Genomic DNA, 25,714 nt, shown 5'->3' with positions numbered 1-25,714 from the left:
CAGTTGAAAGAGAGGTTTAAGCGTTGGAAGGATTTAATGAAACACAATTTATTCAAGAGAAAACAACGAATAGACCACTGGGAGCCGGTAAAAAAAACAGTAGAAAGGAAAAGGAGAAGGGCAGAAAGAAAGCCCTTCTTCTACTCCTGTTATTATTTATTGTTGCCGGTGCAGGTAGCGGATACTGGTGGTATACACATAATCAGGTGATGGATGCCACAACCAAATATTGGTTTGACAAGCTGGCTAAAGATGGTTCTTTACAGGGAAAAACACCTGCCGAAGTACAGGAGATTATTAATTCTGTTGTGGAAGAAGGAATGTTTAATGTATCCATGAATGCCAAAGCCGTTTTCAATGATGCAAAAAGTGAAGGTTCCATTGGATTGGAGAATATTCCCCAGAACCGTTATTACTGCCGAGTAGTGATTCGCAGAGATGATACGAATGAAGTGTTGTATGAGAGCCAGGGGTTAAAGCCGGGACAGTATATTGATAAGATAAAGTTAAAGAAAAATCTTCCGGCTGGAGACTACGCTTGTACCGCCCAGGTCATTGCTACCGATCCGGAGTCTTTGGATGATATCGGTCAGGTTCAGGTAAAGATTCAGGTTAGTGTACTTAATTAGGATATCAGGATGAAGAGGAAACGATTATTACTTTTGGGGCTGTCTTTTTTATGCATGGCAGGAGCCGTTATCTGCGGCTGGAATTTTTATCAGGAGATGAAACCCAGGGTACAGGCAGAGCGGGTCTATGCCCAGCTTAGAGAGCGGACATTCCGGGAGTCGGCTGACGTGACGGTTGAGGATCATGCCGCCGTGGTTACAGATACATGGAAAGAGCCGGATTTTAATACATTGTCTCAATGGAATCCGGATATTGCAGGCTGGTTCTGGTCGCCGGGAACCGATATTGATTATCCGGTTGTACAGGGAACGGATAATGATTATTATCTGAATCATACTGCTGATGGCGCAAGAAGCATCATAGGCTCCATTTTCATGGAGAGTCAAAACCGGAAAAAGTTTCAGGATGATGTGACTGTTCTGTATGGTCATCACATCAGGGGAGGGCGGATGTTCTCCTCTCTTTCTGGTTATAAGAATCAAAATTATTATGAAGAGCATCCCATCATGTATTTGTATACTCCGGAAAAGAATTACCGGGTAGAGATATTTGCAGGAGAGATACTGGATGGCCAGAATGGAACCTTTCCATTCATGTTTGAAAGTACAGATGCGCGGGAGAAATGGTTAAAAAAGCTTTTGGTTTCTTCAACATTTAAAAGCTCAGTCGTGGTAGAGGAACATGAACGAATACTGGCACTTTGTACCTGTTCCTATGAATATAACAATGCCAGATATGCAGTATATGGAGTTTTAAGGGATATGGAGGAAGTACAGAATGAAAAATAAGAATAAGATAATTCGGCTTGTATGTTTGGCGGGTCTGACTGCTATGCTGACTGCTGGCTGCGCAAAGAAACAGACCTATGTAGCGGTGTCTCCGGATATTGCGGACAGCTTTCCTATTCAGGCAGAACCGGCAGCGAATCCGCAATTAGTGGAGTCTGATGGACCTTACGCAATTCTCCATACGACGGCTGGAGATGTTACCATTCTGCTGTATCCGGAACAAGCTCCTAAAGCAGTGGAGAATTTTATCGGTTTAGCAAAAGAAGGTTACTATAACGGCAGTCTGTTCTATTACGCAAAGCGTGAGGAACTGACCCAGGGCGGGAAACCTGGAGATCCGGAAGCAGAGGAGAGAAGTCTTTGGGGAGACCCGTTTGAAGATGAGGTGGATAATGGACTGTATCATTTTAAGGGTGCAGTCGCAATGGCCGGAGACGGAGGCAATACCCGCGACAGTAATTTGAGTCAGTTTTATCTTCTCGTAAGAGCGGAAGTTCCGGATGATGACAGGATTATCCCGGATAACTGCTATATGAACGATCTGATGAACCTGCGCCTGAAAGATTTAGAAGAGCTTGGTAAGGAAAAAGAACTGAGTCAAGAGGAAATTCAAAAATTTGAAGATGATTTAAATAAAGAAATTCAGGCCATAGCAACCGATGGCGTACCGAGTGAATATGAGGCAAAGTATGAACCTGTCGGAGTGCGATACAGCCAGGTCGGAGGTGCATGGGGACTGGATTATAGTCATACGGTATTTGGTCAGATTGTTAAGGGACTGAATGTAGCAGAAGCAATTACCCAGGTAAAGGTATCGGCCGAAGAACGAAAGCCGAAGAAAGACGTGGTGATTGAGAGCGTTGAAATTGTTGATAAAATCAGTGAGTAAAAATATGAAAGTCATAATAGCTGGAACGTTGATAGCACTTGTTTTATTGCTTTCCGGCGGCTGCTCACAGAGTGGCGGCAAGGAGAGGGCTTATCAGTTCGCAGAGGAGGCAAAGGATGGAGAATATGTACTCCCAACCCATGTTCCAGGGCAGAATGGTGATCAAAAGGAGCCTTCTTATTTTATGATCCAGGTGAATGCTAGTCCAACGGTATCAAGGGGGGGAAAACGCTGCAATCTGATGATTGGAAATCCGGCAGAGAATGAACAGTATGTAAAGGTGAAATTAACTCTTAATGACACGGGAGAAGAATTGTTTTGTTCAGAAATACTGAAGCCGGGTGAGCGAAATGCTTATGTGGATCTGGAACAAGTACCAGAAGTCGGGGAGCATACCGCAACTGCTGTGTTCATGGTGTATGATCCGGATAGTATGGAGCAGATAACTGAAATTGATGCAGGGGTCTTATTGACTATTGAAAAGTGAGTCATCACCAAGATAAGAGAATTGTTTTTGAGGGAGTAGAAACGAAAAGAAAAGGAAAATTTGAGAAAGCTATTATAACTTTCTTGTGCAAGACTGAGAAGGCTGCATATTGGATAAGTACAACGTTTAATAGAATTGAGAAAAAGCAAGGAGGGCAACGTTATGGCAAAACACTATGTTTATCGCTTCTACGCAAAACTTATGGAATAAAAAGGGCAAAGGCAAAAAATATAACGATTTCTGTGCAATGCTTGGTACAATTACGCTTGACCTTACTGCTTTTGACATAGACGATATGAATTTCCGCCTGAAGAAGCTAATCTGCGTGTATAAAGAAATTTACGAGTATCACTACGAGCCGACAGAGAGGTCTCTCGGACTACTGCTCCGCGAATATAAACATAAAGGCGTTCGTGGTTATTAAGGGAGATATACGACAAAGGTAACATGTAAGTGCGACTGCTTTCCTTAAGAGATAGACGACCATGATTCCTTTATGATTTATTGATAATTAAATAGACTTTATGAAACCAAATATGATATAATAAAGATAGCATTATTACTGGAAGAGATATAATTAGCACATTATAAGGAGCGTGATATCATGGCATTGACCAATGAAGATTTACAAGCCATAGCAGCATTAATGGACGAAAAAATTAATCCGCTAACGACTGATATACGAGATATAAAGTCTGATATCAATGGTATGAGGTCAGAAATCAATGATATAAAGTCTGATATCAATGGTATGAGGTCAGAAATCAATAATATAAAGTCTGATATCAATGGCATAAAGTCTGATATAAATAAGTTGTCAGATAAAATAGAAGTACTGGAAATCAAGCAAGATATTACATCTCACAAAATAGAAGATCTTACGTATCGTGTCACTAGTTTAGAGTATCATGGCAAAAAAGAGTTTGCAAAGATTAACGATCAAATAGAAACGTTAATTACAGTTTTGGAAATAAAAAACATTTTACCAAAACAAGCATAGTGATTACGCATTAGTAATGGTTATAAAAATCATAAACAATTGAATTGTATCATATATAAAGCGTAAAGTCTAAGAATGGGCTATACGCTTTTTGTTATTATACGGCTCCGCAATTACTCACTTCGTATAATGAAGCCACGGTGAAAAAATCTGTATAATTTCACCGTGGATAATTATGGATTCTATGATAAAATATGGAGAGGAATTCCTCCTGCTATAAATAGCGGGAGCCAACCCACTGCAACTGCCAGTGTTATGCCATACTAACATTGGCTTGTCGTTTTCGCATGAATCGTAAAGGGTGATGATGAGATGATTAGTTATGAATACATAGTATCGGACAAACAGGGGCTTCACGCCATCAATTCCTTGAGGCTGAGCAAGGCGGCATCGAAATATGAGAGCCGTATAACCTTAAAAAGCAGAAAAGGCACAGCGGACTGTAAGAATGTACTTTCACTCATAGGTCTGGGAGCACGTTATGGTGAATGTCTGGAGTTTCTTGTAGATGGGCAGGATGAAAACAGTGCAATCGAATTCCTTAAGGAGTTTCTTCCGGCCAATTTATAGCAGAAACAAGATATTTCCTAGCAATTAGGAAACCGATTTACCTCCAAACTCTTTCTTGACGGACTATAGTTAATGTCAAAGGACCATCCGGTACGTAAGTACCGGATGGTTAAATATAAGAGAGGGGTTAATCATATGGCAAAATTGGGTATTTCCGTTTATCCGGAACATTCTACGGAAGAAAGGGACATAGAGTATATCAGAAAGGCAGGGAGCTTGGGGTATAAGAGAATCTTTACCTGTCTCTTAAGTGTGGAGGAGAGCAGGGAAGAGGTAATCTGCCGTTTTCGGAGGCTGGCGGATGAAGCCCACGCTTGCGGTATGGAAATCATACCGGATGTGAGCCCTGCCGTATTTTCCCGGATGGGAATCTCCTACGAGGACTTATCCGTATTTCAGGAAATGCATGTGGATGGCATCCGTCTGGACGAAGGCTTTGACGGCATGAAAGAAAGCCTTATGACTTACAATCCTCAGGGGCTTAAGATAGAGCTCAATGCCAGCACCAGGCTGGCGTATGTGGAGAATGTCATAGACCACCACCCGGATCGTGACAAGCTGATTACCTGCCACAATTTTTATCCGCAGAAGTATACGGGATTAAGCCTGAAACAATTTCATACCTGTAATGATAAGATGAAATCACTTGGGCTTAAGGTTGCGGCTTTTGTGTCCAGCAACGCGCCCGGAGCATACGGTCCATGGCCTGTAAACGAGGGGCTGTGTACTCTGGAGATGCACCGTGGTCTTCCCATTGATTTCCAGGTGCGCCATCTGCTTGCCACCGGTATGGTTGATGATGTGCTTATCGCCAATGCTTATGCGACTGATGAGGAACTGGAGGCTTGCGCCGCCATCAATACCAGCATCCTGACCTTTGGTATCCATCTGGAGAAAGAACTGACTCAGACCGAGAGCCAGATCCTGGATTATGAACTCCGTCATGTAGTAAGGGGTGATTTAAACGACTATATGATCCGTTCCTCCGGCCCCAGAGTCACGTTTGCGGACCGGTCTATCCCGGCTGCCAATACCAGAGATTTAAAGCCAGGTGATGTGGTCATCTTAAATGACGGTTATCCCAAATATAAGGGAGAACTTCAAATCGTCACCAAAGACATGCCAAATGATGGCCGCAAGAATGTGATCGGTCATATTCCTGAGCATGAACACGTTCTGCTGGATTACGCAGAACCATGGACGGTGTTCGCATTCTGCATCCTCTAAACAGAGGATTTTACGGAAGAAGACAGCAAGAAAGGGAGTATTTAGACATGCAGAATCAAAGACAGGAACAGCTGCTTGCCATATTATCAGAACTGGGAGACTGGATAACCAGCCGTCGCCTGGCTGTTCTTCTGCAGGTGTCGGATCGTACCATACGCTCCGATGTAGAATTCATCAACAGACACATGACCCCGCCTCCCATAGAGTCTAATGTGAGGCGGGGCTACCGCATTTGTGAAAAGGCCAGTCTATCGCCTTTGCCGCCAAAAGAATCCAGGGGGACGGATATTCCACAGACTCCAGGTGCCCGCTGCGCATACATGATTCAAAAGCTGTTATTCGAGGTGAAGGAACTGAACCTTACCCTTCTCCAGAGCCAGATCTATGTAAGCGGTGCCTCCATTGACAATGACTTAAAGCGTATACGAAAGATGCTGGAACCTTATCCTGGTTTAAAGCTGGTCCGCAATAAGGAATGCATATCCTTAAAGGGGGATGAGGCTGGAAAACGGCGGTTTTACAGGGATTTACTGATGGCTGAGGTGCAGGAAAATTTCCTAAACTTAAATATGCTGGCCAATCTATATAAAAGCTTCAACTTAATTGAGGTAAAGGATATATTCGTGGATGTCTTAAAGGAATATGATTATTCCATCCATGAATCCATGTTTCCCATGCTGATCCTGCACGCCGGTACCAGCATTGAGAGGATGAACTGCGCCAACTACATCAGCATGGAAGAGGGGATGCAGGGGTTAGAGGATACCATCGAGTACCAGATATCAAAGGACTTCTTTGACCGCATTTCCAAACGCCTGCACATAAAGATCCACGATGGAGAAGTGGGGATGTTTGCCCTGGTTGTCATGGGCAGAAAGGCCTCCAATTATACCGACGATTACGTAAATTTCGGCGGAAGGTGGTTGAGTACCAGGAAACTGGTAGGCGAGGCCCTGGAGCAGATATACACGTTGTTTGGGCTGGATTTCCGGCAGGATGGGGACCTTATCGCCGGTCTTAAGATGCATATTCACGGACTGGTGGAACGCGTCAGGAATCAGGTCCGGATGGAGGATGTATTTGTGGAAGAGATCAAACGCAAATACCCTCTGGTCTTTGAGATGGGCATTTATGTGGTGGAATTTCTGGAAGAAAGGCTAAAGACTCCCGTATCCGATGCAGAGAGCTGCTACATCGCCCTTCATCTGGGAGCTGCCAGTGAGCGCATGAAAACAGAAAGAAAGTATCATGCCGTAATGATTCTGCCTCATAACCAGTCTTTTTCTGATATGTGCGTGAAGAAAATTTCCGATATGTTTCGTGAGAGGATGGAAGTGGTAAAGGTCTTTGGTTATTTTGAAGAGGAGGTAGTGTCTTCTCTGGATCCTGATCTACTGCTCAGTACATTTCCCCTGGAACATGGGTTGAACGTGGAGACCGTCTCCATTAACTTATTCGTGGATTCCGAGACGGAGTCAAGGATTCTCCAGGCCATCAACCGGCTGGATAAGAAAGGATTCCGGCTGGAATTCTCCTCTCATATCGGCAGCTTAATCCGCAAGGAACACTATCACACAGAGGTGAATTGTACAAACCCGGAGGAAATCATCCGTATGCTGTGTTCCGGCCTGGTACAGGAGGGGGTTGTGGATCCGGAATTTACAGATGTGGTATTAAAGAGGGAGCAGATGTCCCCGACATCCTTTGTGAATACATTTGCAATTCCCCATGCGTTCGGTGCCTTTGCCAGGAATTCCACCATTGCGGTGGCCCAGCTTAAGAATCCGGTGAAATGGGGTGTCTTTGAGGTGCGGCTGGTGATGCTGTTTGCCATCAATATAGGGGACGCCAGGATGATTAAGATCTTCTTTGACTGGATCTCCAATATCGTGAATCAGCCTGAGGAGCTGGCAAAATTGGCGGCTCCCTGCGGATATGAGGAATTCATCGACCGGATTACGGAGTGAATTTCCTAAGAGCTAGGAAATGCCTTTAAGGAAAAAAGTGAATAAAAGCCCTATAATTATAATTAATTAAGGCAGCTTAAGATAAGATGCAGCAAACAAATGGTTTTGCTGCATTTTTCATATCATCAACACATTCAGGAGGCAGCAATATGTTAGAGGGATTAGAGACGATTTGCTTTAAAATCATATCCAATGTAGGCGGTGCAAGGTCCAGCTATATTGAGGCGATCCAGAAAGCAAAGCATGGGGACTTCGGCGGCGCAGGGGAATGTATGAAAGCCGGTCAGGAAATGTTCTTAGCGGGACATGAGGCCCACTTTGAACTGATCCAGAAAGAGGCCCAGGGCGAGTCGGTGGGCAGTTCCCTGATTCTGATCCATGCGGAAGACCAGCTTATGAGTGCGGAAGGATTCAAAATCATTGCAGAAGAGATGATTGCCAGCTATAAAAGGATCGCAGAGCTGGAGGCAAAGGCAGGGAGTTAATGATGGAAATAAAAAAATGCATATAGCAAGGAGGATTTTACAATGAAACGAGTGTATTTATTCTGCAGTGCAGGAATGTCAACCAGTATGTTGGCAAGCAAGATGCAGAGCGTAGCCAATGAGCATAATCTTCCCATTGAAGTGGAAGCATTTCCGGATGGCAAGATCGGACAGATCATCGATGAAAAGCATCCGGATGTGATTCTTTTGGGGCCACAGGTTAAATACCGTTACGGTGAGATTGTGGAAAAGTTTGGAAGCAAAGGAATTCCGATCCAGGTCATTGACCAGACCGATTACGGTATGATGAACGGAGAGAAGGTTCTTAAATCGGCAATCAAACTTTTAAAAGCTTCCAAATAAGGCGATAAAAGCAGAACTTTCATAGTAGCAAAAACAAAGAAAAACGGGGGAATAACAATATGTTAAGTAAATTAGAGTCAATACTCATGCCTCTGGCTGAGAAAATCGGAAAGAACAAGTATCTTATTGCAATTCGTGACGGCTTCCTGCTATCCATGCCGCTGTTAATCGTGGGTTCCTTTTTCCTGCTTATTGCCAACTTCCCGATTCCTGGGTGGACGAATTTCTGGGCAAGGTTCTTTGGGGAGAACTGGGATGCCTATTTCGCCAAACCAACCGATGCTACGTTCTCAATCATGGCAATGCTGGCTGTCGTTGGAATCGGCTATTCCTTTTCCGAGCAGATGAAGGTAGATAAGCTGTTCGGCGCTGCCGTATCACTGGTATGCTGGTTCTTAATCATGCCTTATAAGATCATGGTTAATGATACTGCTGTGTCCGGCATTCCACTGGGCTGGGTAGGTTCCAAGGGAATCTTCGTAGGAATTATAGTAGCGTTCCTATCCGTACATATCTATGCGTGGGTTAATAAAAAAGGGTGGATCATCAAGATGCCTGACGGTGTTCCGCCAACAGTGGCAAAGTCTTTCTCTGCACTGATTCCTGCCGGAATTTCCGTGTTGGTGTTCTTTGTCATAAATATTATTTTTGCCATGACACCATATGATAACGCATTTAATTTTATATTCACGATCCTGCAGACTCCTCTCCTTAAACTGGGCAACACCCTTCCGGCTATGGTAATCGCTTATATCTTCCTCCATCTCTTCTGGTTCTTCGGAGTAAACGGCGGTTCCGTAGTGGGTGCGGTATTCAATCCCATCCTTCAGACCTTGTCTGCGGAGAACCTGGCTGCACTTCAAGCAGGCCAGCCGCTGCCCAATATTATTTCCCAGCAGTTCCAGGATCTGTTCGCCACATTCGGCGGCTGCGGTTCTACCTTGTCGCTGCTGATTGCAATGCTGTTTTTCTGCCGCTCCAAGCGTATCAAAGAGTTAGGAAAACTGGCATTTATCCCTGGTTTGTTCGGTATCAATGAACCCATTGTGTTCGGACTTCCCATTTTACTGAACCCAATGATTCTTATTCCGTTCATGCTGGTACCAACCATCAACATTGTGATTTCCTACTTCTGTATGAGCGTCGGCCTGGTTCCTCTTTGCTCTGGTGTAGCCATTCCGTGGACCATGCCTGTGATTCTATCCGGGTTCCTGGCAACCGGCTGGCGGGGAGCTGTACTTCAGCTGTTTCTTCTTGCTTTGGGCGTATTCATCTATATGCCGTTCATTAAGATGATGGATAAACAATATATGGAAGACGAGACTAGAGCAGCTGAGAAACCCGATGACGACGATATTGATCTTAACGATCTTTCCTTTGATGATCTATAAAATGATGATTTATAAAATGAGGTGTACGGTATGAAGCTTATTATGATATACGACCAGATTCAGTCAGGACTTGGAACCAAGGACGACACCATGGTTCCCCTTACAGGGAAAAAGGAGCCCATCGGACCAGCAATTATGATGGAGCCTTTCTTAAAACAGGTGGACGGACACGTAATAGCCTGCCTGTGCTGCGGCAACGGTACATACCTTGCCGATCCGGAGGAGGTCAGCCGCAAGCTTTGTGCCATGGTGAACAAGCTGCAGCCGGATGTGGTAATGTGCGGGCCAGCCTTTAACTTTGCAGATTACGCACAGATGTGCGCCAAAGTGGCCTGCGATATCAATGCCACCACCAAAGCAAAAGCATTTGCAGCCATGTCTGTGGAGAATGCAGATACCATTGCAGCTTATAAGGATAAAGTGGCGATTGTGGAGACACCGAAAAAGGGTGGTTTGGGTCTTAATGATGCCTTAAGAAACATGTGTACTCTGGCCAGGGCTCTGGCTGATAGTACAGACACTACAAAGTTGATTCATGAATTCTGTTATAAATAAAAGGAGGCCTTTGCTATGTGGGGTATGATAGCAACCTGGCGTATGGCCGTAGAAGGGATTACCAAGGGAGCTGAGATGTTAAAAGAAAGCGGCGACGCAGGGGATGCCATCGAGCTTGCCATTTGTCAGGTGGAGGACTTCCCTTACTATAAATCCGTGGGCTACGGCGGACTGCCTAATGAGGAAATGGAAGTGGAAATGGACGCTGCCTATATGGACGGCGATACACTGGATATAGGGGCTGTGGCCGCCATCAGGGACTTTGCCAATCCAGTGTCTATTGCCAGACGCTTAAGCCGGGAAAAAGTCAATAGCATGCTGGTGGCCGAGGGGGCTGAGAAATTCGCCCACAAGGAAGGCTTTGAGCGCAAAAATATGTTGACAGACAGAGCTAAGGCACATTACAGGAAGCGGGTAAAGGAGATGTCTGCCGAGGCAGCAGCTAAGGAGCTTAAACCTTATTCCGGCCATGACACCGTGGGTATGGCCTGCCTGGATGGAAGTGGCAAGATGACGGCAGCCACCTCAACCAGCGGACTATTTATGAAGAAAAAGGGCAGGGTAGGTGACTCTCCTATATCCGGTTCCGGCTTCTATGCCGACAGCAAGAAAGGAGCCGCCTGCGCCACCGGCCTGGGAGAGGATCTGATGAAAGGCTGTATTTCTTATGAAATCGTCCGGCTTATGGGGGAGGGAATGCATCCGAAAGAAGCCTGTGAGACAGCGGTGAACCGACTGGATCAGGAACTTCGGGAACGTCGGGGCGAAGCCGGTGACATATCCCTCATTGCCATGAATCCGAAAGGAGAGTGGGGTGTCGCTACAAATATCGAGGGATTTTCTTTCGCAGTGGTCACGGAGGAACTGGAGCCAACGGTTTACTTAGTAACCCGTGGGGAGAACGGTCACTGCACTTATGAGAAAGCCTCAGAGGAATGGATGGAAAATTATATGAAGACGCGCATGGCGCCCATAGAGGAATAAGATATGGGATATGGAACGATTGAAAATGAATCAGATAAGAAGATACTGGACTGCATGGACCGATTAAAGGACCGGTTCATCAGCAGTGTTCTGGAGCTGGTGCGCATTGACAGTGTGGAAAGGGAGGCCTGTGATGGGGCTCCCTTTGGCACTGGTGTAAAGCGCGCATTGGAATGCGCCCTGGATATCAGTGGGCAGCTGGGATTTGACACCATGAACTTCGATCATTATATGGGATATGCCCAGTATGGCATGGGAGAAGACTATGTCTGCGCCATCGGTCATGTGGATGTGGTTCCGGTGGGAGAGGGCTGGAAGCAGCCGCCTTTCAGCGGTTATCTGGAAAACGGAGTCATCTACAGCAGGGGAGTGTTGGACAATAAAGGACCAATTATGGCATGTCTCTATGGCTTGGCAGCCATTAAGGAGGCCGGACTTGCTCTTAAGAATCCGGTGCGCATCATCTTCGGATGCGACGAAGAATCCGGATTTGAGGATCTGAAGTATTATCTCTCCAAGGAGAGACCGCCTCTTTACGGATTCACACCGGACTGCAAGTATCCGGTGGTGTACAGTGAGCGGGGCAGAGCCGTGGTGCGGATTACAGGCAGTATGGAGCAGTTGGAGACATTCTTTGAGTTTGTAAACAAATATTTTATTGGAGCCAGGAATACAGGCGACCGGTTGGGAATTGACTTCTGCCACGAAGAATATGGCATGATGGAGATGCGGGGATATAAGCTGAGCGTAGTTACGGACAGTCTGTGCGGTGGGAGACAGGCGGCATTTGATGTGACATTAAGCTATCCGGGAGGCGTTACCATAGAGGAAATCATGAAGCGTATCGGCGGAAAGGCCGGGGAAGAGGCGCTTAAGGCTGAACTTATACAGAATTTTGACCCGGTAGTTTTCCCAAAGAATACACCTATGGTTAAGGCCATGCAGGAAAGCTATGAACTGGTCACGGGGGTGGATGGGACTCCTGTAACCACCACAGGCGGTACTTATGCCAAGGCAATGCCTGGCATTGTCCCCTTTGGCCCTAGTTTTCCTGGTCAGAAGGGGATTAGCCACAATCCCAATGAGTGGATGAGTGTGGAAGATCTGATGACCAATGCAAAGATCTATGCACTGGCGCTGTACCGTTTGGGGCAATTATAACTTATGGAGTAGCATTCCCATATGGTTATGCTGCTTTTTGACAACATTGGGGAGTCGGGAGAGAGGGGAGGAAAAAAAACTGTTGCTAAATAGATGAGAAGTCTATATAGCAGCAGCTTTTTTTATTGTAGGGTAAATTGTACGTTTCTTATTGATAGTCAGCAAGATTTCAGATAAAATGAGTCTGTACCCTGTTTTTTTCAGTTATGAAGCACAGCAGCCTGCGAAAGCTTAGGAATGTGCAGAAGGAGCGCTTATGGTTAAAATCGATTGCCTGGGTGATATGTGTCCGGTACCTGTTTTGAGATTAAAAAATGTTATGGATTCCATAAAAAACGGTGAGGAATGTATGTTGGTTACGGATCACAGCTGTACAATTACTAATATTAAATCTTTTTGTAAGGCCAATCATTTGAAATATAAAGCGGAAGAAGTCATTAATGGAGTATGGGAAGTCACTATTTCACTTAACAAATAGTCTCCTTTAATATTGCCTCCATATACTTAATGAGTTTAGATGATTCATAGTTGAGAGGAACACTGGCACCATTTTTTATGGAGTAATATTCATTGTCAAACTCCAGGCATGGACATTCAACAATGCGGAGCTGTTTATTATATAGTTCCTTCTTGATTGCCATGTAAGGGAGAAACGCAAGCCCGAAACCATTAATTGCGGACAGCTTAATGGATTCCGTGGATTCTAGGGCATAAGGAATATGCAGCTGATTGATGCGGACTCCGTTTTTGTTCAGCATTTTATCCAGTACCTGCCTTGTCTTTTGAGCTTTTACCAGCATCAGAAGTGGATACTGATAAAGATCCTGGCAGTCTAACTGGGAAGGAACCTTCATTTTTTCTCCTGCTACCAGAAAAACACGGTCGGTAAATACCTTTTTGGCAGATAAACTTTTATCTTTGGGCTTGCCAATGATGATTCCCATATCGGCAACGCCTTTTGATATTTTCTCCTCTATGATTCGGCTGGACATCATTTCCATATTAAGAGTGTATTCCGGATACTTGTTTTTTACATGGTAAAACGTACATGGCAGGGCATAGGAATATACACAGGGGGAAGCAAGGATATGTACGGTTTTATTTTGATTCTGTGCGTTGGTGATATCAACTAACAGTCTGTCATAGGACGATAAGATCTCAAGAGCACGGTTATAGACAATCATACCGATGTGAGTCGGAATCACGCCTTGATAGTTCCGCTCAAAAAGCCGCGCACTGAATTCCTGTTCCATGACTCTCAGCTGCTGGCTTAATGCGGACTGGCTGATATTCATCTGCTCGGCAGTTTTTGAGATGCTGCCGGATTCCACTATTTTTATAAACATTTTCAGGTTATGAATGTTCATATTACCCCGCCTTTCTGAATTTAACCCCAAACCAGTTAATTGAACTGTTAAAAACTTAACAGTTCTTTTTTGTTCTTTTATTATAGCAAATATAATTCGCTGTGGCTAGTGTGTTAAAATAATGGGTTATAAGTAAATCTTATGACATATCAGATTCTTGATTAACTGGTTTCTGATAAGTGTGGTATAATTTGAATTGTGAATTCGTTATAATATTAACAAATACTATTTTTAAGAAAGGGGGATTTACGTGTCAGAGGTTAACACAAAAGTTAGTGGGGAAAGAGTGCGTAAGCCTAGAAAACCCAAAAAGAGTCAAATCCCATATGCAATTCTGGTCACAATCCTGATTATTGCTTTTGGATCTTATTTGGCAGGAGGAAGCAATAAGCTGCCTGTTTATTGGGGATTCGGTATTGCATTCGGGTATATCCTGCAGCGTTCACGTTTCTGCTTTACAGCAGCATTCCGTGACCCGTGTATAACAGGAAGTACATCCGTAACAAGAGCCGTACTGGTTGCAGTTGCAGTTGCCAGCGTTGGTTTCTGGGCAATCAAGTATGCCGGTATATTGGCAAATGCGGAATCCAATCTCAACATGGTTGGCGTAGCGCCGATCGGTTTGCCCTTGGCAGTCGGTGCAGTTTTATTTGGCATCGGAATGGTAATTGCCGGCGGCTGCGCATCAGGAACCTTGATGAGAGTCGGAGAAGGCTTTACCATGCAAATGCTGTCCTTGGTATTTTTCATTGCAGGTTCCTTCTGGGGTGCACATGATATGAACTTCTGGAGCAAATTCAATACAAATGCGCCGAAGATCTTTTTACCGGACGTGTTTGGCTGGTTTGGAGCAATCGTTGTACAGGGATTGATCATTGTGCTGTTATACATAGCAGCTGTCAAATGGCAGGAAAAGAAAATGGGTAGTGCAGATTAAAATAATTTAAAAATAAAGGAGAAAAATAAAATGGCTGAATTTACATTAGATTGTCTGGGAGAGGCTTGTCCAGTTCCACTTATGAAAACTGAGAAAAAAATCAATGAGATAACCGTAGGAGATGTTCTAGTTGTATCCATCGATCATAGCTGCGCAATGAAGAATATTCCTGAGTGGGCAAGAAAACAGGGACATAACGTAGAAATTGAAGAAGTAGATGATGGAGAATGGGAAATTGTCATCGAAAAGACGAAGTAAATAACTTCTGTGAAAGCGGGTGAATAAATTGAAACAATTTTTTATTAAGCTTGGTGATCATCCCATTTACAAGAAGCTGTTAAAAGAACCCTTAACATATGTGGCCGGTGCTGTTTTGCTTGCAGTTTTTCAAATTGCACATTTTGCAGCTCTGGGCAGCGGCTGGGGTGTAACAAGCGCATTTGCCAACTGGGGCACCTGGATTTACAAGGCTCTTGGCGGTGACGCAAGCGGCTGGGTATATTATGCCTCTGAAAAAATGCAGAAGGAACTAAATACCAGCTTTTTAGCAGACGGTGCTTCCATCCGTAACTTGGGCATTGTACTGGGAGCTTTAGCGGCAACGTTATTTGCATCACAGTTTAAGATCAAGAAGATCAAGTCCTTTCGTCAGGTAATAGCGGCAATCCTTGGCGGTTTGTTAATGGGTTATGGAGCAAGACTTGCAAATGGCTGTAATATTGGAGCGTTATTTACTGCAATTGCATCCTTTTCCTTATCCGGATGGGTATTCGGTGGATTTCTGCTTGTAGGAGCTTTTCTGGGTAGCAAATTATTAGCCAAATATTTTATGTAATTGTAATAAGGGGGCGATCAATCTGATTGCCCCTATATAAATATAAGAATATACAGAGAGGAACAGGTTGCAATGACTAAAAAAACAGAATCATATGACGTTGTAATTATAGGGGGCGGAGCAGCTGGCTTAACTGCAGGAATCTATTGCGGCAGAGCCAAGCTGAAAACATTGATCATAGAAAAGACTCTGGTAGGCGGACTTGCCACATATACCAATGAAATAGAGAACTATCCAGGTTTTCCGGAAGGGGCGACAGGCCTTGGACTGATGGAATTATTTCATAAACAAGCCAAAAAATTCGGCGTGGAGTTTAAATTAACTGATGTTAAATCCGTATCTCTGGAAGGAGATATTAAGGAAGTAGAAACATTCCGTACCATTTACCAGGCAAAGGTTGTAATTGTCGGAAGCGGCGGCAAGCCACGTTTGACCGGTGCAAAAAATGAGGACTTATATCTTTACGACAAAGGGATTTCTTTCTGTGCCACCTGTGATGCAGCGGCTAACACCGGAAAGACCGTTATGGTAATCGGAAGCGGAGATGCAGCCATTGAAGAAGGAATATTCTTAACCAAATTTGCTGATAAAGTCATGGTATCTGTCATGCATGAGGAAGGCAAAATGGACTGCAACGAGATTGCCAAGGCTCAGGCTCTGTCAAATCCCAAAATGGAATTTATCTGGAATACGGTTGTGGACAGTTTTGAAGGAGACGAAAGACTGAACACGGTGGTGTTAAAAAATGTGAAGACAGAGGAAAAAATCCCTGTACCTGTGGACAGCTGCTTCCTGTTTATCGGCTATCTGCCAAATACAGAAATATTCCGTGACATTCTGGACATGAACCGAGGCGGTTATCTGATAACAAATGAACGGATGGAATCAAATATCCCCGGAGTATTTGCAGTAGGAGATGTTCGTGACAAATACTTAAAGCAGGTTGCAACCGCTGTGGGAGACGGAGCCGTTGCCGGATACGGTGCAGAAAAGTATGTATCGGAAAGTGAAATATTCGAAAAGCAGATCATGAATGAAGGAAAATCTTCTCTGGTATATATTTATAATGCTATCGATTCCCATGCAAGAGAACTGCTTCCGATTTTCAAAGAGTTTGAACAGAATCATAGCGACATCCGTGTATCCTGTATCGACATTTATAAATCAGATGGCATTGCAAAAAGGCTTGCTGTTGAGAATGCTCCCTGCATCGTCTGGATTAAAGATAATCAGATTATGGAGAAGTATTATGGTGAGATAACTCCGGAGCATATAAACAGCATTTGCAAATAGGAAAAATACAATTAAACAGGTTTTTATCGAGACGAATCATAAGATAAAAAGAAAAATGCCCCAAAATTTAATTTTGGGGCATTTTTCGTACTTAGGGTTAAGCTGTTAACAACACATCGCTAACAGCTAAACTGTTATTTCCGCATTGCCATCCATAGCTTGACACCTCCGTCTATAATGATGTGTTTTTGAACACAATGTTATTATGAGCATTATCTAAAAAAATATGATGGAAATATTTAGAAAATAAAAAATGCAGAGACAGACAGCAAATTAAGTTGTCAGACTTTGTTTAACCTCATCAAATATCGGAGCGGATTTCAAAAATAAATAGACTGCAAAAGAAAAACTCTGAACTTATTAACTTTCGGCATCTTGCGTGATATACTATATTTTATCACATTTGGCAATGATTTCAGGAATAAGATTATATTGGAAGCAGAGGAGAATGATGAAACTTTATAGCAAATATTTCAGAAGATATAAACAGCCGTTTTTCATAGCCGTTTTGTGCGTGACGCTGGAAGCGGTCTGTGATTTGCTGGGACCTACGCTGATGTCACATATCGTAAACAGCGGAATTGAAAAGGGCTCTCTGACAAAAGTTTATTACTGGGGCATACTGATGCTCATTGTAACTCTGATCGGTGCTTGCTTTGCCGTTGCACGAAATATATTGGCAAGCAACGTTTCTCAAAGAATGGGGGCGGATTTACGAGCAGACTTATTTGAAAAAATCATGTCTTTCTCGGAAGTAAGTGCGGATAAGGTTGAAAGCGGCTCACTCATAACCAGGATGACAAATGATACTTCTCAAATTATACAATTTGTAAATGGAATGATGCGTATTTTTCTTAAAGCCCCTGTTGTCTGTATCGGCAGCATGGTACTGGCAAGCCTGCTCAATCTCCGGCTCAGTCTCATTATATATGGAGTAGTAGCTGTCGTTACCATATTAATTTATTTTAGTATGAAAATCAGCTATCCACGATTCTATCAGCTGCAAAAGGCTATGGATCAGGTGAATTCAAAGGTACAGGAATATTTGATCGGTGTCCGGCTCGTTAAAGCGTTCGGTACGTTTGGGAAGGAAACAGATAAATTTGATGAGGCCAATCAGAATTTAATGCAGAAGGGAATCGCTTCCCAGATGGTTATAACAGTTATTTCACCTCTTTTAACACTGGCTGTGGGCATCGGAACCGCTGTTGTGATTTATATTGGAAGCAGCCTGTTTACGATGAACTTAGCGAATACCGGAGATATTACGGCATTTACGATCTATATGGCACAGATACTTACCTCTCTGATTATGATAACCAATGTGTTTACCATGTTTGTCCGCACCAAAGCTTCTACGGCTCGGATCGGTGAAGTGTTTGACTGTGAAGAAGATTGTTTAAGAAGCAATGAAAATAGAAAACTAAGCGGGAAAATCACCTTTGAAAATGTTACCTTTGCCTATTCAAACGGCAGTGGGGTTCCGGCAATCAAAGATCTTTCCTTCTCCGTAAACAGCGGGGAAAGCCTTGCGATTATCGGCCCCACCGGGAGCGGAAAATCAACAATCACCTGGCTGCTTCTTCGTTTTTATGATGTGGACAGAGGAAAAATAATTCTGGACAATTACGATATAACGATGTTGGGCGCAGATGAAGTCCGAAGTAATGTAGCGGTGGTTCCTCAGAAACCAATGCTGTTTTCGGGATCAGTTGCAGATAATCTTAAATGGGGTGATAAACTCGCCGACATTGATGAACTGCGGCATGCAGCGGAAAAAGCACAGGCGGATTTTATCATGCAGATGCCTGATGGTTACGACAGTATTCTTGGAAGCGATGGAGTTAATTTATCCGGAGGACAGAAGCAGCGTCTTTCCATTGCCAGGGGGATACTGAAAAAAGCTTCTATACTGATTTTAGATGACGCAACCAGTGCCCTTGATGCCGTTACGGAGTCAAAGGTACGGGAAGGTCTTAAGAATAAAGAGTTTAATCAGACTCTGATTATGATCACACAGCGCTGCGGAACAGCTATGTCGGCGGATAAGATTCTGGTAATGGAGAATGGAAGGAACGTGGGATTTGGCACACATGAAGAATTAATGGAGTCCTGTGAAGTCTACCAGGATATCTATCACACGCAGATTGAAAGCGGTAGGGAGGCATAACGTATGGCAGAAAAATACAGTCAGCAACAGCCAAAAGTACCGTCGATGGGGCAGCGGTTTGGGCACGGAAGAGATCGTTTCGCCCCAACTGCAAAACCACGAAATGCAAAAGGAACGTTGATTCGGATTGTTAAAATCTATATGCGGTGGGGGAAGACCATATTTGCAGCAATCTTTTTGACCGTCATCTCTTCTTTGATATCAGTATCGATTCCATATTATGTGGGTAAGGCATTCAATACCTTTGATATCACGAATCGGAGTGTGGACTCCGGCAAGCTGGTTTCACTTCTTGCAATCATATTAAGCTTCTATCTGTCCAACTGGCTGCTTAATTTATTAAACGGAGTCATGATGCTGCGCGTCTCCCAGAAGCTGGTTTTCACGCTTCGTACTGAATTTTTTGAGAAAATGCAGAAACTTCCCCTTGGATTTTATGATACACGGTCTCATGGAGATACCATGAGCAGAATTACAAATGACGTGGATAATATCAGTTCTACCATAGCACAGACAACGACACAGCTGATCTCCAGCGTCTTAACGCTTGTGGGTTCTTTGGCTGTCATGATTCGTTTGAATCTGCCCCTTACCTTTGTGGTTTTGCTGTGCGTGCCGCTGGTTTCTTTATTAACAAAAACGATTGCAACCAAAAGCCGTGCTTACTTTTTGGCACAGCAGAGAAGCCTTGGAGCACTAAACGGTGTCATCGAAGAGAATATTCTTGGTTTAAAAATGGTAAAGGCCTTTGACAGACAAGAAGATGTCATTTTGCAGTTTAAAGAAATCAACGAACACTTATGTGAAAGCAGCAGCAAAGCCCAGGTTTGGTCAGGTTATATGATGCCGTTAATGAATGTCATTAATAATTTTGTATTTGCTGTGGTTGCGATCTTAGGTGGTATTCTATCAGTAAGCTATGGCCTGAAGGTAGGTACCGTTGTGAGCTTTTTGAGTTATTCAAAGCATTTTGCACAACCGCTGAATTCGGTGGCAGGTATGTTTAATACGATACAATCTGCACTGGCTGGAGCCGAGCGGGTTTTCGAAATATTGGATTATGAGGAAGAAACCGAAGATCATATCGATGCAGTGGAAATGCAGCATCCAGTTGGAGAAGTTTCCTTTCATAATGTGTGTTTTTCTTATGACAAAACAAAGCCGATTCTAAAAGATGTAAATTTTCATGTAAATCCTGGTGAGGTCATTGCATTAGTCGGAGAAACCGGTGCCGGTAAAACAACAATTGTCAATCTGTTAACACGGTTTTATGATGCGGACAGCGGTGAAATCATGATTGATCAGGTACCAATCACTCATATCAAACGGGACAGTTTAAGAAGATGCTTCTCCGTTGTGCTTCAGGATACCAGCCTGTTCAGTGGTACGATCATGGATAATATCCGTTACTCTAAGAACGATGCCACGGAGGAAGAAGTGATTCAAGCGGCGAGAATTGCCCATGCCCATGACTTTATTGATAAACTTCCCAAAGGTTATGCCACGAATGTCTCCGCCGCCACAGATAATTTAAGCCAGGGACAGAGACAGCTGATATCCATTGCAAGAGCAGTTCTTTGTGACTGCCCGATTTTAATCCTTGATGAAGCAACAAGCAGTGTTGATACTAAGACGGAGAAAGAGATACAAAAGGCTTTGGTCAGTCTCATGCAGAACCGGACCAGCTTTTTGATCGCCCACCGTCTTTCAACTATCCGCGATGCGGACCACATTATGGTAATTGGTGACGGGCAGATATTGGAAAGCGGGAATCACCAAAGCCTGATGAATGAGCATGGTCGGTATTATGAAATGGTAATGAGTCAGATGGGTAAGCTATGAGATAATGGAAACAGATAATAAAACGGCCCTGATTAACTTAGGTTAATCAGGGTTTTCCCTATCAATAAGTTTTGCTTGAATGTATTCGCTGGGAGTCAGCATCGTATACTTTTTAAAAACAGTAGAGAAATAGCTGCTGGTATTAAATTTCAACTGCATGGCCACCTCTGTTACAGGAATATTTTTGAGAAGCATTCCTTTTGAACAGTTGATTTTTTTCTTATTGATATAATTTCGCGGTGAGATGCCTACGATCCGCCTGAATTTCTGCTTAAACTGCGAGACGGACAGATTACAGATTCCAGCCAGGGTATGCAGTGATAATTCTTCCGTGACGTGCTCCTCGATATACCGGACGGCTGCTTCGATATCATGGGTCAGATAATACCGGTCCTCTTTGGAGGCCGCGATCATTAACTGGAAGAAGATAATCAGAAACCCGGCAATCAGCAGTTGGTTTCCATTGGACAAGGCCAGCTCGAAGGCTTTTTCAATCAGAGGGCGGGTTTCCTTGATATCCGTGGATATAATATGCCTATTTATGCTTTTCAAATCACGGATTAGTTGTTTTGCAGTTTCCTCATTTAAAAATAATAAGTTTTTCGGATCACTGATATCGACTTGGAGCCAGTATTGCTCGCTCAAGGAAATGGGAACTTCGTTTGTGCTGTGAACTTCGTCAGGAAAAGAGATAAAAACATTTCCACCGGAGACTTCATATTCGGATTCCTTTGTAAAGAAGGAGATGCTTCCTTTGGATATAAAAGTAAATTCAATCACATTTTCATGATAGTGGGGTAAAAGAGGAAAGGTCGCGTTGTGGATATTATGCGTGGCAAACAGCCGTATACCTGGTATGTTCAATTCCTGGTGTGTCAGGACGATACGGTCTTCTGAACAGAAATATTCGTCACACAAGTTAATCGGTGAATCCATGGCTTTACCTCCCTGAGATTTCAAAATTGTACAATATTCAAATTAAATTGTAATATAAAATTGCAATTGTTTCAATACCAATATAGAAAGATGTGAATCTAATAAAAGAACGAGCCGCAGCAGCATAGATTTACCTCCATGCTGCTGCGGCTCTAACCAACGGCAAGTTTTTGTATTATTAGAATGCTTAATTGTAAAAACCGGTATGTCCTGATATAATGGATTGACCAGAAAGTACAATCGTATTTGCGTTTGTGAGATTATAGAGAATGAGAAAATGAATTAGGAGAGAAACATAGATAATGGAAGAGAAAAATTTGATTAATTGTAGCTGCTGTCACTCGGAAAAGTCTGCTTGTAAGTTGGAAACAAATAATTTGTGTCCGGTATGCCAAAAAGAAGGCGTCCTTGTTAAAAACATCACAGTAAAACATTTGGTACTTGACGAATTAACGGAACAAATCGGTGATAAGGATTATTTTTTATGCATGAGTGAGGAATGCGATATTACTTATTACAACAAAGAATCAAACATCGTATTCAATAAACAGCATGTAAAGGTACCAATATGGTTTAAGAAAGATGCTGATCCGAAATATGCATGTTACTGCAGTGAAGTTACAGAAGATCAAATCATAAATGCTGTTCTCACAGATGGAGCTGAAAGTATGGATGAGGTTTTAAGACTCACTGGAGCGATGAACGTTGCACAGTGCCAGAAGAATAATCCACTGGGGAAGTGCTGTCATCAAATAATTCAGGACGCAATTGATAAGGCGCTAGCTATGAAATAATCTCAATTCTTGTTGCCGGATGTCTGTGCGGCAGGACTATGAATCATATAACTCTACTCTGACCATATAAATGGTTATTGTACTGAAAAAAACTTGTTGAACAGATATGCAGATTAAAATCTAAAAGAAAATTTTAAATGCTGTTTTCTTGTACATACGTATAAGAAGCAGCATTTTTTCCATGCGCTAGACGATCAAACCGGCTGAAAAGACAGATTATGGTCTTTTATGGGCAGGGGCAGACCTTCGGCATGAGATCGGCATGAGACCGAACATATTGGGGGCAGAAAAAGTTCAATTCACAACATCAATGCCCCGTTCCTTATTGGATACAGTTATATTTATATAATGCGAAACACAAGGAGGATAACACATGTCAAATTTATTTCCAGAGCCGGTTAGCAGCCTTCCAGAAGCAGAAATGCCTTTTTCCAATTATCAAGCATATCTTTCTCAAGGAGAGAAACACCAAATTATTTTTATGTAATTTAATGAGGATGTTGATTTGCCAGAACACTCGCATGAAAGTCAATGGGGTATTGTGCTTGAAGGCAAGATTGAATTAACGATAAATGGCGTTAAAAACATTTATACTAAAGGCGATAGGTACTTTATTGGAAAAGATGTGAAGCACTCCGGAAAAATATTTGCAGGCTATGCTGATATCACTTTTTTTAATCAAAAAGATAGGTACAATACAAAGCCGAAAGAGCAAAAATGAGCAACTTGCGTAGATGCTGGTTATGAGCATAACCCTTGCTACGCTAAATTTCGATTTGTCGAGGATTATAAGAGCACAGACCATGTATTTTGAGTTTCGCGTTTGTTTCATACTGTTAGAAGAAACCAAGATTAGGTTATTTATATTTTGTGATTGGATGAAAAATGATTATAGGGAGGTGAGAAGATGATAACGGGATACTACTGTACAAACATTTTTTCTGAGCAAGCTAAAGAACTTATTGAGTTTTATGGGCGAACATTAGAAATACCCTTTATTAAAACCAATGATGACAATTCAAATGGGGTTTATTTTGGAACATCAATCCTTTGTGATTCAAACGAAAACTATTGATTTAACAATCGAATAAACAGGTGAATTTGAATATGTGGCAAGCAAAACTATGCTTAGGAGGAGAGGGGGCATGGAAAATATTAGAAAGTTTTGAGAAAAAAGAAAAAAGACGATCTATCAAGGAGAAGTATATGGAGATAAGAAAATTGACCATTAATGATTACGAGGAAATATATGATTTATGGATGTCAACTCCTGGAATGGGGCTGAATGATATAGACGATTCGAAGGCAGGGATTGAAAAGTATTTGAAACAAAATCCTGATACCTGTTTTGTTGCAGTAATGTACGGTAAAATCGTGGGAGTTATATTGTCCGGTCATGATGGCCGTCGCGGTTATATTTATCATACGGCAGTTTCAATTGCTAGTCGGAATAGAGGGATTGGGTCTGCGCTGGTTGATGCCGCTTTAAAAGCCTTGAAAGACAAAGGTATTCACAAAGTTGCACTTGTGGTTTTTGAAAGGAATGAGATTGGGAATACATTTTGGGAACAGAAAGGGTTCTGCACAAGAGGGGATTTGAATTATAAAAATAAGGCGCTAAAAGAGCTAAATAGAATAGACACATAGTTTTGATATAGGGAGAAATAAAGATGAAATGTAACGATTTAGAAGAAGTCCGAAAGCATATTGATAGAATTGATAATGAAATCATTAAGCTGATAGCAGAACGAGGCTTTTATGTTGTACAGGCTTCCTCTTTCAAACAAAGTGAAGAAGGCGTAAAGGCTCCAGCTAGAGTGGAGACTGTCATATCCAAGGTTAGAGCAAAGGCAGAGGAGTATGGCACAAACCCTGACATGGTAGAAGCGATATACCGGGAAATGATTTCACGCTTTGTCAAAATGGAAATTGAGGAGTTAAAAAAGAAAAATAATATTTATTCACAAGGGTATTAGTATACCAGAAAGTTACATTAGATCACGTGTGGAAAAAGAAATGAAAAAATCGACGATTGTGGCTGCATTGGTGGAGTGATCTATCCCAAATTACCGTTTTTGGAAAAACGGAATTAGAATGGGAGAAATATTATGATTGAATATCGATATACAAAGGATTTTGATGAAAAGCAAATTGAAGAACTCTTTCTATCTGTCAGTTGGTCCTCCGGCAAATTCCCGAATAAATTGAAAATGGCGTTGCATAATTCAAGTAAAGTGATTTCCGCATGGGATGGAGAAAAACTGATTGGGCTTATTAGAGGATTAGATGATGGCATATGGCAAGCTACGATTGATTGCTTATTAGTCAATCCAGAGCATCAAGGCATTGGAATTGCTTCAACACTATTAAAAAGATTGTTAGATGATTACAAAGAATTTTGTTATGTTGATGTAGTTCCAGATGAAAAGAAAAATGTTGATTTCTATTTAAAACATGGCTTTGACTTTATGACAGAGGGGACACCAATGCAAATTAAGGGCACTTCTTGGGAGTAAGTCAATTTCAATTTATCGGGCGGTTTTGAACTGCGTTGAAGTGGGGCTAAGCTTGAAGTCTGTCATCGATGCCATGTGGCAGTGGGGTGAGGAATACAAGTAAAAATTGCGAGCACTTAATGACCTTTTAGTCAACCTTGATATTTCGTTCCGAGAAAATGCTCTTTGCCACATTCACTGCGTTTAATACCCTTGGAAAGCCAATGTAGGGAATGCACTGGATAAAGACTTCGATAATCTTAGCGGGGGCTATTCCAACATTCAAAGCACCGTTTATATGCACGGATAGCTGCGGTTCACAGCCGCCTGCTGTCAGGAGGCTGGTTATGGTTATCATTTCTCTCTCCTGTAAGGTCAGTCCCTCTCGGCAGTAAATATCACCAAAAGCAAATTCTATGATATACCTTCCGAGATCCGGCGCTAAACCATCAAGGGACTTTATTACGTTATCGCCAGCCTGGCCGTCCACCTCCTGCAATTTCTTTGTACCTGCCAAATATCGTTCGTTTGCCATTTCGATCACTCCT

31 protein-coding genes are annotated in these 25,714 nt (G+C 42.7%); 28 read left to right on the top strand and 3 right to left on the bottom strand.

Annotated features, from left to right (window positions below):
- The first annotated feature begins 23 nt into the window (after nt 1-23).
- From ACHZES_RS06320 to ACHZES_RS06245, 16 genes are all read left to right on the top strand, one after another.
- Nucleotides 24-629: a hypothetical protein gene (locus ACHZES_RS06320; RefSeq protein ID WP_395548753.1), complete on the top strand. Its 606-nt coding sequence runs from the start codon at nt 24-26 to the stop codon at nt 627-629.
- 9 nt (nt 630-638) lie between these two features.
- A complete protein-coding gene (gene srtB, locus ACHZES_RS06315; protein ID WP_395548754.1) occupies nt 639-1,418 on the top strand; it encodes a class B sortase in 780 nt (259 codons plus the stop codon).
- On the top strand, nt 1,408-2,307 hold the full coding sequence (locus ACHZES_RS06310) for a peptidylprolyl isomerase (RefSeq protein ID WP_395548755.1): 900 nt from the start codon (nt 1,408-1,410) through the stop codon (nt 2,305-2,307). The genes srtB and ACHZES_RS06310 overlap by 11 nt, the downstream gene beginning before the upstream one ends.
- Before the next feature lie 4 nt (nt 2,308-2,311).
- Nucleotides 2,312-2,794: a hypothetical protein gene (locus ACHZES_RS06305; protein ID WP_395548756.1), complete on the top strand. Its 483-nt coding sequence runs from the start codon at nt 2,312-2,314 to the stop codon at nt 2,792-2,794.
- Nucleotides 2,795-2,969: 175 nt separating this feature from the next.
- Nucleotides 2,970-3,218: a hypothetical protein gene (locus tag ACHZES_RS06300; protein WP_395548757.1), complete on the top strand. Its 249-nt coding sequence runs from the start codon at nt 2,970-2,972 to the stop codon at nt 3,216-3,218.
- Between the two features lie 180 nt (nt 3,219-3,398).
- Entirely contained in the window at nt 3,399-3,794 is a 396-nt protein-coding gene (locus tag ACHZES_RS06295) for a hypothetical protein (RefSeq protein WP_395548758.1), read from the top strand.
- 312 nt (nt 3,795-4,106) lie between these two features.
- Nucleotides 4,107-4,364: an HPr family phosphocarrier protein gene (locus tag ACHZES_RS06290; protein WP_038284902.1), complete on the top strand. Its 258-nt coding sequence runs from the start codon at nt 4,107-4,109 to the stop codon at nt 4,362-4,364.
- A gap of 135 nt (nt 4,365-4,499) precedes the next feature.
- Nucleotides 4,500-5,591, top strand: coding sequence for a DUF871 domain-containing protein (locus ACHZES_RS06285; RefSeq protein WP_038284826.1), 1,092 nt, complete (start codon nt 4,500-4,502; stop codon nt 5,589-5,591).
- Between the two features lie 47 nt (nt 5,592-5,638).
- On the top strand, nt 5,639-7,558 hold the full coding sequence (locus tag ACHZES_RS06280; RefSeq protein WP_395548759.1) for a BglG family transcription antiterminator: 1,920 nt from the start codon (nt 5,639-5,641) through the stop codon (nt 7,556-7,558).
- 149 nt (nt 7,559-7,707) lie between these two features.
- A complete protein-coding gene (locus ACHZES_RS06275) occupies nt 7,708-8,043 on the top strand; it encodes a PTS lactose/cellobiose transporter subunit IIA (protein ID WP_154525712.1) in 336 nt (111 codons plus the stop codon).
- Nucleotides 8,044-8,085: 42 nt separating this feature from the next.
- Nucleotides 8,086-8,406 carry a PTS sugar transporter subunit IIB gene (locus ACHZES_RS06270; protein WP_025232347.1) on the top strand — a complete coding sequence of 107 codons (321 nt, stop codon included), beginning with the start codon at nt 8,086-8,088 and terminating at the stop codon, nt 8,404-8,406.
- 59 nt (nt 8,407-8,465) lie between these two features.
- Nucleotides 8,466-9,797, top strand: coding sequence for a PTS cellobiose transporter subunit IIC (gene celB / locus ACHZES_RS06265; RefSeq protein ID WP_154525710.1), 1,332 nt, complete (start codon nt 8,466-8,468; stop codon nt 9,795-9,797).
- A gap of 30 nt (nt 9,798-9,827) precedes the next feature.
- Nucleotides 9,828-10,352, top strand: coding sequence for a GrdB-related putative oxidoreductase (locus ACHZES_RS06260; RefSeq protein ID WP_038284833.1), 525 nt, complete (start codon nt 9,828-9,830; stop codon nt 10,350-10,352).
- Nucleotides 10,353-10,367: 15 nt separating this feature from the next.
- Nucleotides 10,368-11,336 carry a N(4)-(beta-N-acetylglucosaminyl)-L-asparaginase gene (locus ACHZES_RS06255; RefSeq protein WP_038284836.1) on the top strand — a complete coding sequence of 323 codons (969 nt, stop codon included), beginning with the start codon at nt 10,368-10,370 and terminating at the stop codon, nt 11,334-11,336.
- A 3-nt stretch (nt 11,337-11,339) separates the two neighbouring features.
- Nucleotides 11,340-12,497, top strand: a complete 1,158-nt coding sequence (locus ACHZES_RS06250) for a Sapep family Mn(2+)-dependent dipeptidase (RefSeq protein ID WP_395548761.1) — start codon at nt 11,340-11,342, stop codon at nt 12,495-12,497.
- Nucleotides 12,498-12,753: 256 nt separating this feature from the next.
- Entirely contained in the window at nt 12,754-12,975 is a 222-nt protein-coding gene (locus ACHZES_RS06245; protein WP_038284840.1) for a sulfurtransferase TusA family protein, read from the top strand.
- On the opposite strand, the gene ACHZES_RS06240 is transcribed toward ACHZES_RS06245, so the two are convergent.
- Entirely contained in the window at nt 12,965-13,864 is a 900-nt protein-coding gene (locus tag ACHZES_RS06240; RefSeq protein ID WP_038284841.1) for a LysR family transcriptional regulator, read from the bottom strand. The two genes, ACHZES_RS06245 and ACHZES_RS06240, sit on opposite strands and share 11 nt — an antisense overlap.
- A gap of 250 nt (nt 13,865-14,114) precedes the next feature.
- Between ACHZES_RS06240 and ACHZES_RS06235 the strand changes: the two genes are divergently transcribed.
- The 6 genes from ACHZES_RS06235 to ACHZES_RS06210 all read left to right on the top strand — a co-directional run bounded on the left by ACHZES_RS06235 (nt 14,115) and on the right by ACHZES_RS06210 (nt 20,941).
- The gene (locus ACHZES_RS06235) at nt 14,115-14,801 is read left to right on the top strand and encodes a YeeE/YedE thiosulfate transporter family protein (RefSeq protein ID WP_038284843.1); all 687 of its coding nucleotides are present in this window, start codon (nt 14,115-14,117) and stop codon (nt 14,799-14,801) included.
- Between the two features lie 30 nt (nt 14,802-14,831).
- Nucleotides 14,832-15,059 carry a sulfurtransferase TusA family protein gene (locus ACHZES_RS06230; RefSeq protein ID WP_038284845.1) on the top strand — a complete coding sequence of 76 codons (228 nt, stop codon included), beginning with the start codon at nt 14,832-14,834 and terminating at the stop codon, nt 15,057-15,059.
- Nucleotides 15,060-15,087: 28 nt separating this feature from the next.
- Complete coding sequence (locus ACHZES_RS06225; RefSeq protein ID WP_404820339.1) at nt 15,088-15,636, top strand: YeeE/YedE thiosulfate transporter family protein; 549 nt, start codon at nt 15,088-15,090, stop codon at nt 15,634-15,636.
- Between the two features lie 72 nt (nt 15,637-15,708).
- Complete coding sequence (locus ACHZES_RS06220; protein ID WP_395548763.1) at nt 15,709-16,929, top strand: FAD-dependent oxidoreductase; 1,221 nt, start codon at nt 15,709-15,711, stop codon at nt 16,927-16,929.
- A gap of 448 nt (nt 16,930-17,377) precedes the next feature.
- Nucleotides 17,378-19,099 carry an ABC transporter ATP-binding protein gene (locus tag ACHZES_RS06215; protein ID WP_395548764.1) on the top strand — a complete coding sequence of 574 codons (1,722 nt, stop codon included), beginning with the start codon at nt 17,378-17,380 and terminating at the stop codon, nt 19,097-19,099.
- A 3-nt stretch (nt 19,100-19,102) separates the two neighbouring features.
- On the top strand, nt 19,103-20,941 hold the full coding sequence (locus ACHZES_RS06210) for an ABC transporter ATP-binding protein (RefSeq protein WP_395548765.1): 1,839 nt from the start codon (nt 19,103-19,105) through the stop codon (nt 20,939-20,941).
- 42 nt (nt 20,942-20,983) lie between these two features.
- Here ACHZES_RS06210 and ACHZES_RS06205 read toward each other — a convergent pair whose 3' ends face one another.
- Nucleotides 20,984-21,877 (bottom strand): AraC family transcriptional regulator, encoded by an 894-nt coding sequence (locus tag ACHZES_RS06205; protein WP_395548766.1) that lies wholly within the window; start codon nt 21,875-21,877, stop codon nt 20,984-20,986.
- A 302-nt stretch (nt 21,878-22,179) separates the two neighbouring features.
- Here ACHZES_RS06205 and ACHZES_RS06200 point away from each other — a divergent pair, with 302 nt between their 5' ends.
- The 6 genes from ACHZES_RS06200 (at nt 22,180) to ACHZES_RS06175 (ending at nt 25,187) form a co-directional block, all read left to right on the top strand.
- The gene (locus ACHZES_RS06200) at nt 22,180-22,671 is read left to right on the top strand and encodes a Csac_0668 family 2Fe-2S cluster-binding (seleno)protein (protein WP_395548767.1); all 492 of its coding nucleotides are present in this window, start codon (nt 22,180-22,182) and stop codon (nt 22,669-22,671) included.
- A gap of 505 nt (nt 22,672-23,176) precedes the next feature.
- Nucleotides 23,177-23,392 (top strand): cupin domain-containing protein, encoded by a 216-nt coding sequence (locus ACHZES_RS06195; protein WP_395548768.1) that lies wholly within the window; start codon nt 23,177-23,179, stop codon nt 23,390-23,392.
- Between the two features lie 186 nt (nt 23,393-23,578).
- A complete protein-coding gene (locus tag ACHZES_RS06190; RefSeq protein WP_286173544.1) occupies nt 23,579-23,746 on the top strand; it encodes a hypothetical protein in 168 nt (55 codons plus the stop codon).
- Nucleotides 23,747-23,778: 32 nt separating this feature from the next.
- On the top strand, nt 23,779-24,318 hold the full coding sequence (locus ACHZES_RS06185; RefSeq protein ID WP_395548769.1) for a GNAT family N-acetyltransferase: 540 nt from the start codon (nt 23,779-23,781) through the stop codon (nt 24,316-24,318).
- A 23-nt stretch (nt 24,319-24,341) separates the two neighbouring features.
- Nucleotides 24,342-24,647, top strand: coding sequence for a chorismate mutase (locus tag ACHZES_RS06180; protein ID WP_154525690.1), 306 nt, complete (start codon nt 24,342-24,344; stop codon nt 24,645-24,647).
- A 132-nt stretch (nt 24,648-24,779) separates the two neighbouring features.
- The gene (locus tag ACHZES_RS06175) at nt 24,780-25,187 is read left to right on the top strand and encodes a GNAT family N-acetyltransferase (RefSeq protein WP_395548770.1); all 408 of its coding nucleotides are present in this window, start codon (nt 24,780-24,782) and stop codon (nt 25,185-25,187) included.
- 127 nt (nt 25,188-25,314) lie between these two features.
- Here the strand turns inward: ACHZES_RS06175 and ACHZES_RS06170 are convergent, their stop codons facing one another.
- Nucleotides 25,315-25,701 (bottom strand): carboxymuconolactone decarboxylase family protein, encoded by a 387-nt coding sequence (locus ACHZES_RS06170; protein WP_395548771.1) that lies wholly within the window; start codon nt 25,699-25,701, stop codon nt 25,315-25,317.
- Nucleotides 25,702-25,714 lie beyond the last annotated feature (13 nt).

Origin of the sequence: Lacrimispora sanguinis (genome assembly GCF_044987295.1) — a bacterium.
Classification (GTDB): Bacteria; Bacillota; Clostridia; order Lachnospirales; family Lachnospiraceae; genus Lacrimispora; species Lacrimispora celerecrescens_B.
The sequence above is the reverse complement of the archived record's forward strand: the minus strand, read 5'-3'. Positions and strand labels throughout refer to the sequence as shown.

Excerpts from the sequence above, each read along its gene's own strand:
- ACHZES_RS06300 (WP_395548757.1), top strand. The coding sequence starts at position 2,970 with ATGTTTATCGCTTCTACGCAAAACTTATGGAATAAAAAGGGCAAAGGC.
- ACHZES_RS06170 (WP_395548771.1), bottom strand. The coding sequence starts at position 25,701 with ATGGCAAACGAACGATATTTGGCAGGTACAAAGAAATTGCAGGAGGTG.
- ACHZES_RS06185 (WP_395548769.1), top strand. The coding sequence starts at position 23,779 with ATGTGGCAAGCAAAACTATGCTTAGGAGGAGAGGGGGCATGGAAAATA.
- ACHZES_RS06230 (WP_038284845.1), top strand. The coding sequence starts at position 14,832 with ATGGCTGAATTTACATTAGATTGTCTGGGAGAGGCTTGTCCAGTTCCA.
- ACHZES_RS06220 (WP_395548763.1), top strand. The coding sequence starts at position 15,709 with ATGACTAAAAAAACAGAATCATATGACGTTGTAATTATAGGGGGCGGA.
- ACHZES_RS06175 (WP_395548770.1), top strand. The coding sequence starts at position 24,780 with ATGATTGAATATCGATATACAAAGGATTTTGATGAAAAGCAAATTGAA.
- ACHZES_RS06295 (WP_395548758.1), top strand. The coding sequence starts at position 3,399 with ATGGCATTGACCAATGAAGATTTACAAGCCATAGCAGCATTAATGGAC.
- ACHZES_RS06260 (WP_038284833.1), top strand. The coding sequence starts at position 9,828 with ATGAAGCTTATTATGATATACGACCAGATTCAGTCAGGACTTGGAACC.
- ACHZES_RS06205 (WP_395548766.1), bottom strand. The coding sequence starts at position 21,877 with ATGGATTCACCGATTAACTTGTGTGACGAATATTTCTGTTCAGAAGAC.
- ACHZES_RS06285 (WP_038284826.1), top strand. The coding sequence starts at position 4,500 with ATGGCAAAATTGGGTATTTCCGTTTATCCGGAACATTCTACGGAAGAA.
- ACHZES_RS06215 (WP_395548764.1), top strand. The coding sequence starts at position 17,378 with ATGATGAAACTTTATAGCAAATATTTCAGAAGATATAAACAGCCGTTT.
- ACHZES_RS06190 (WP_286173544.1), top strand. The coding sequence starts at position 23,579 with ATGATAACGGGATACTACTGTACAAACATTTTTTCTGAGCAAGCTAAA.
- ACHZES_RS06305 (WP_395548756.1), top strand. The coding sequence starts at position 2,312 with ATGAAAGTCATAATAGCTGGAACGTTGATAGCACTTGTTTTATTGCTT.
- ACHZES_RS06290 (WP_038284902.1), top strand. The coding sequence starts at position 4,107 with ATGATTAGTTATGAATACATAGTATCGGACAAACAGGGGCTTCACGCC.
- ACHZES_RS06245 (WP_038284840.1), top strand. The coding sequence starts at position 12,754 with ATGGTTAAAATCGATTGCCTGGGTGATATGTGTCCGGTACCTGTTTTG.
- ACHZES_RS06280 (WP_395548759.1), top strand. The coding sequence starts at position 5,639 with ATGCAGAATCAAAGACAGGAACAGCTGCTTGCCATATTATCAGAACTG.
- ACHZES_RS06240 (WP_038284841.1), bottom strand. The coding sequence starts at position 13,864 with ATGAACATTCATAACCTGAAAATGTTTATAAAAATAGTGGAATCCGGC.
- srtB (WP_395548754.1), top strand. The coding sequence starts at position 639 with ATGAAGAGGAAACGATTATTACTTTTGGGGCTGTCTTTTTTATGCATG.
- ACHZES_RS06255 (WP_038284836.1), top strand. The coding sequence starts at position 10,368 with ATGTGGGGTATGATAGCAACCTGGCGTATGGCCGTAGAAGGGATTACC.
- ACHZES_RS06250 (WP_395548761.1), top strand. The coding sequence starts at position 11,340 with ATGGGATATGGAACGATTGAAAATGAATCAGATAAGAAGATACTGGAC.
- ACHZES_RS06180 (WP_154525690.1), top strand. The coding sequence starts at position 24,342 with ATGAAATGTAACGATTTAGAAGAAGTCCGAAAGCATATTGATAGAATT.
- ACHZES_RS06200 (WP_395548767.1), top strand. The coding sequence starts at position 22,180 with ATGGAAGAGAAAAATTTGATTAATTGTAGCTGCTGTCACTCGGAAAAG.
- ACHZES_RS06310 (WP_395548755.1), top strand. The coding sequence starts at position 1,408 with ATGAAAAATAAGAATAAGATAATTCGGCTTGTATGTTTGGCGGGTCTG.
- ACHZES_RS06270 (WP_025232347.1), top strand. The coding sequence starts at position 8,086 with ATGAAACGAGTGTATTTATTCTGCAGTGCAGGAATGTCAACCAGTATG.
- celB (WP_154525710.1), top strand. The coding sequence starts at position 8,466 with ATGTTAAGTAAATTAGAGTCAATACTCATGCCTCTGGCTGAGAAAATC.
- ACHZES_RS06210 (WP_395548765.1), top strand. The coding sequence starts at position 19,103 with ATGGCAGAAAAATACAGTCAGCAACAGCCAAAAGTACCGTCGATGGGG.
- ACHZES_RS06275 (WP_154525712.1), top strand. The coding sequence starts at position 7,708 with ATGTTAGAGGGATTAGAGACGATTTGCTTTAAAATCATATCCAATGTA.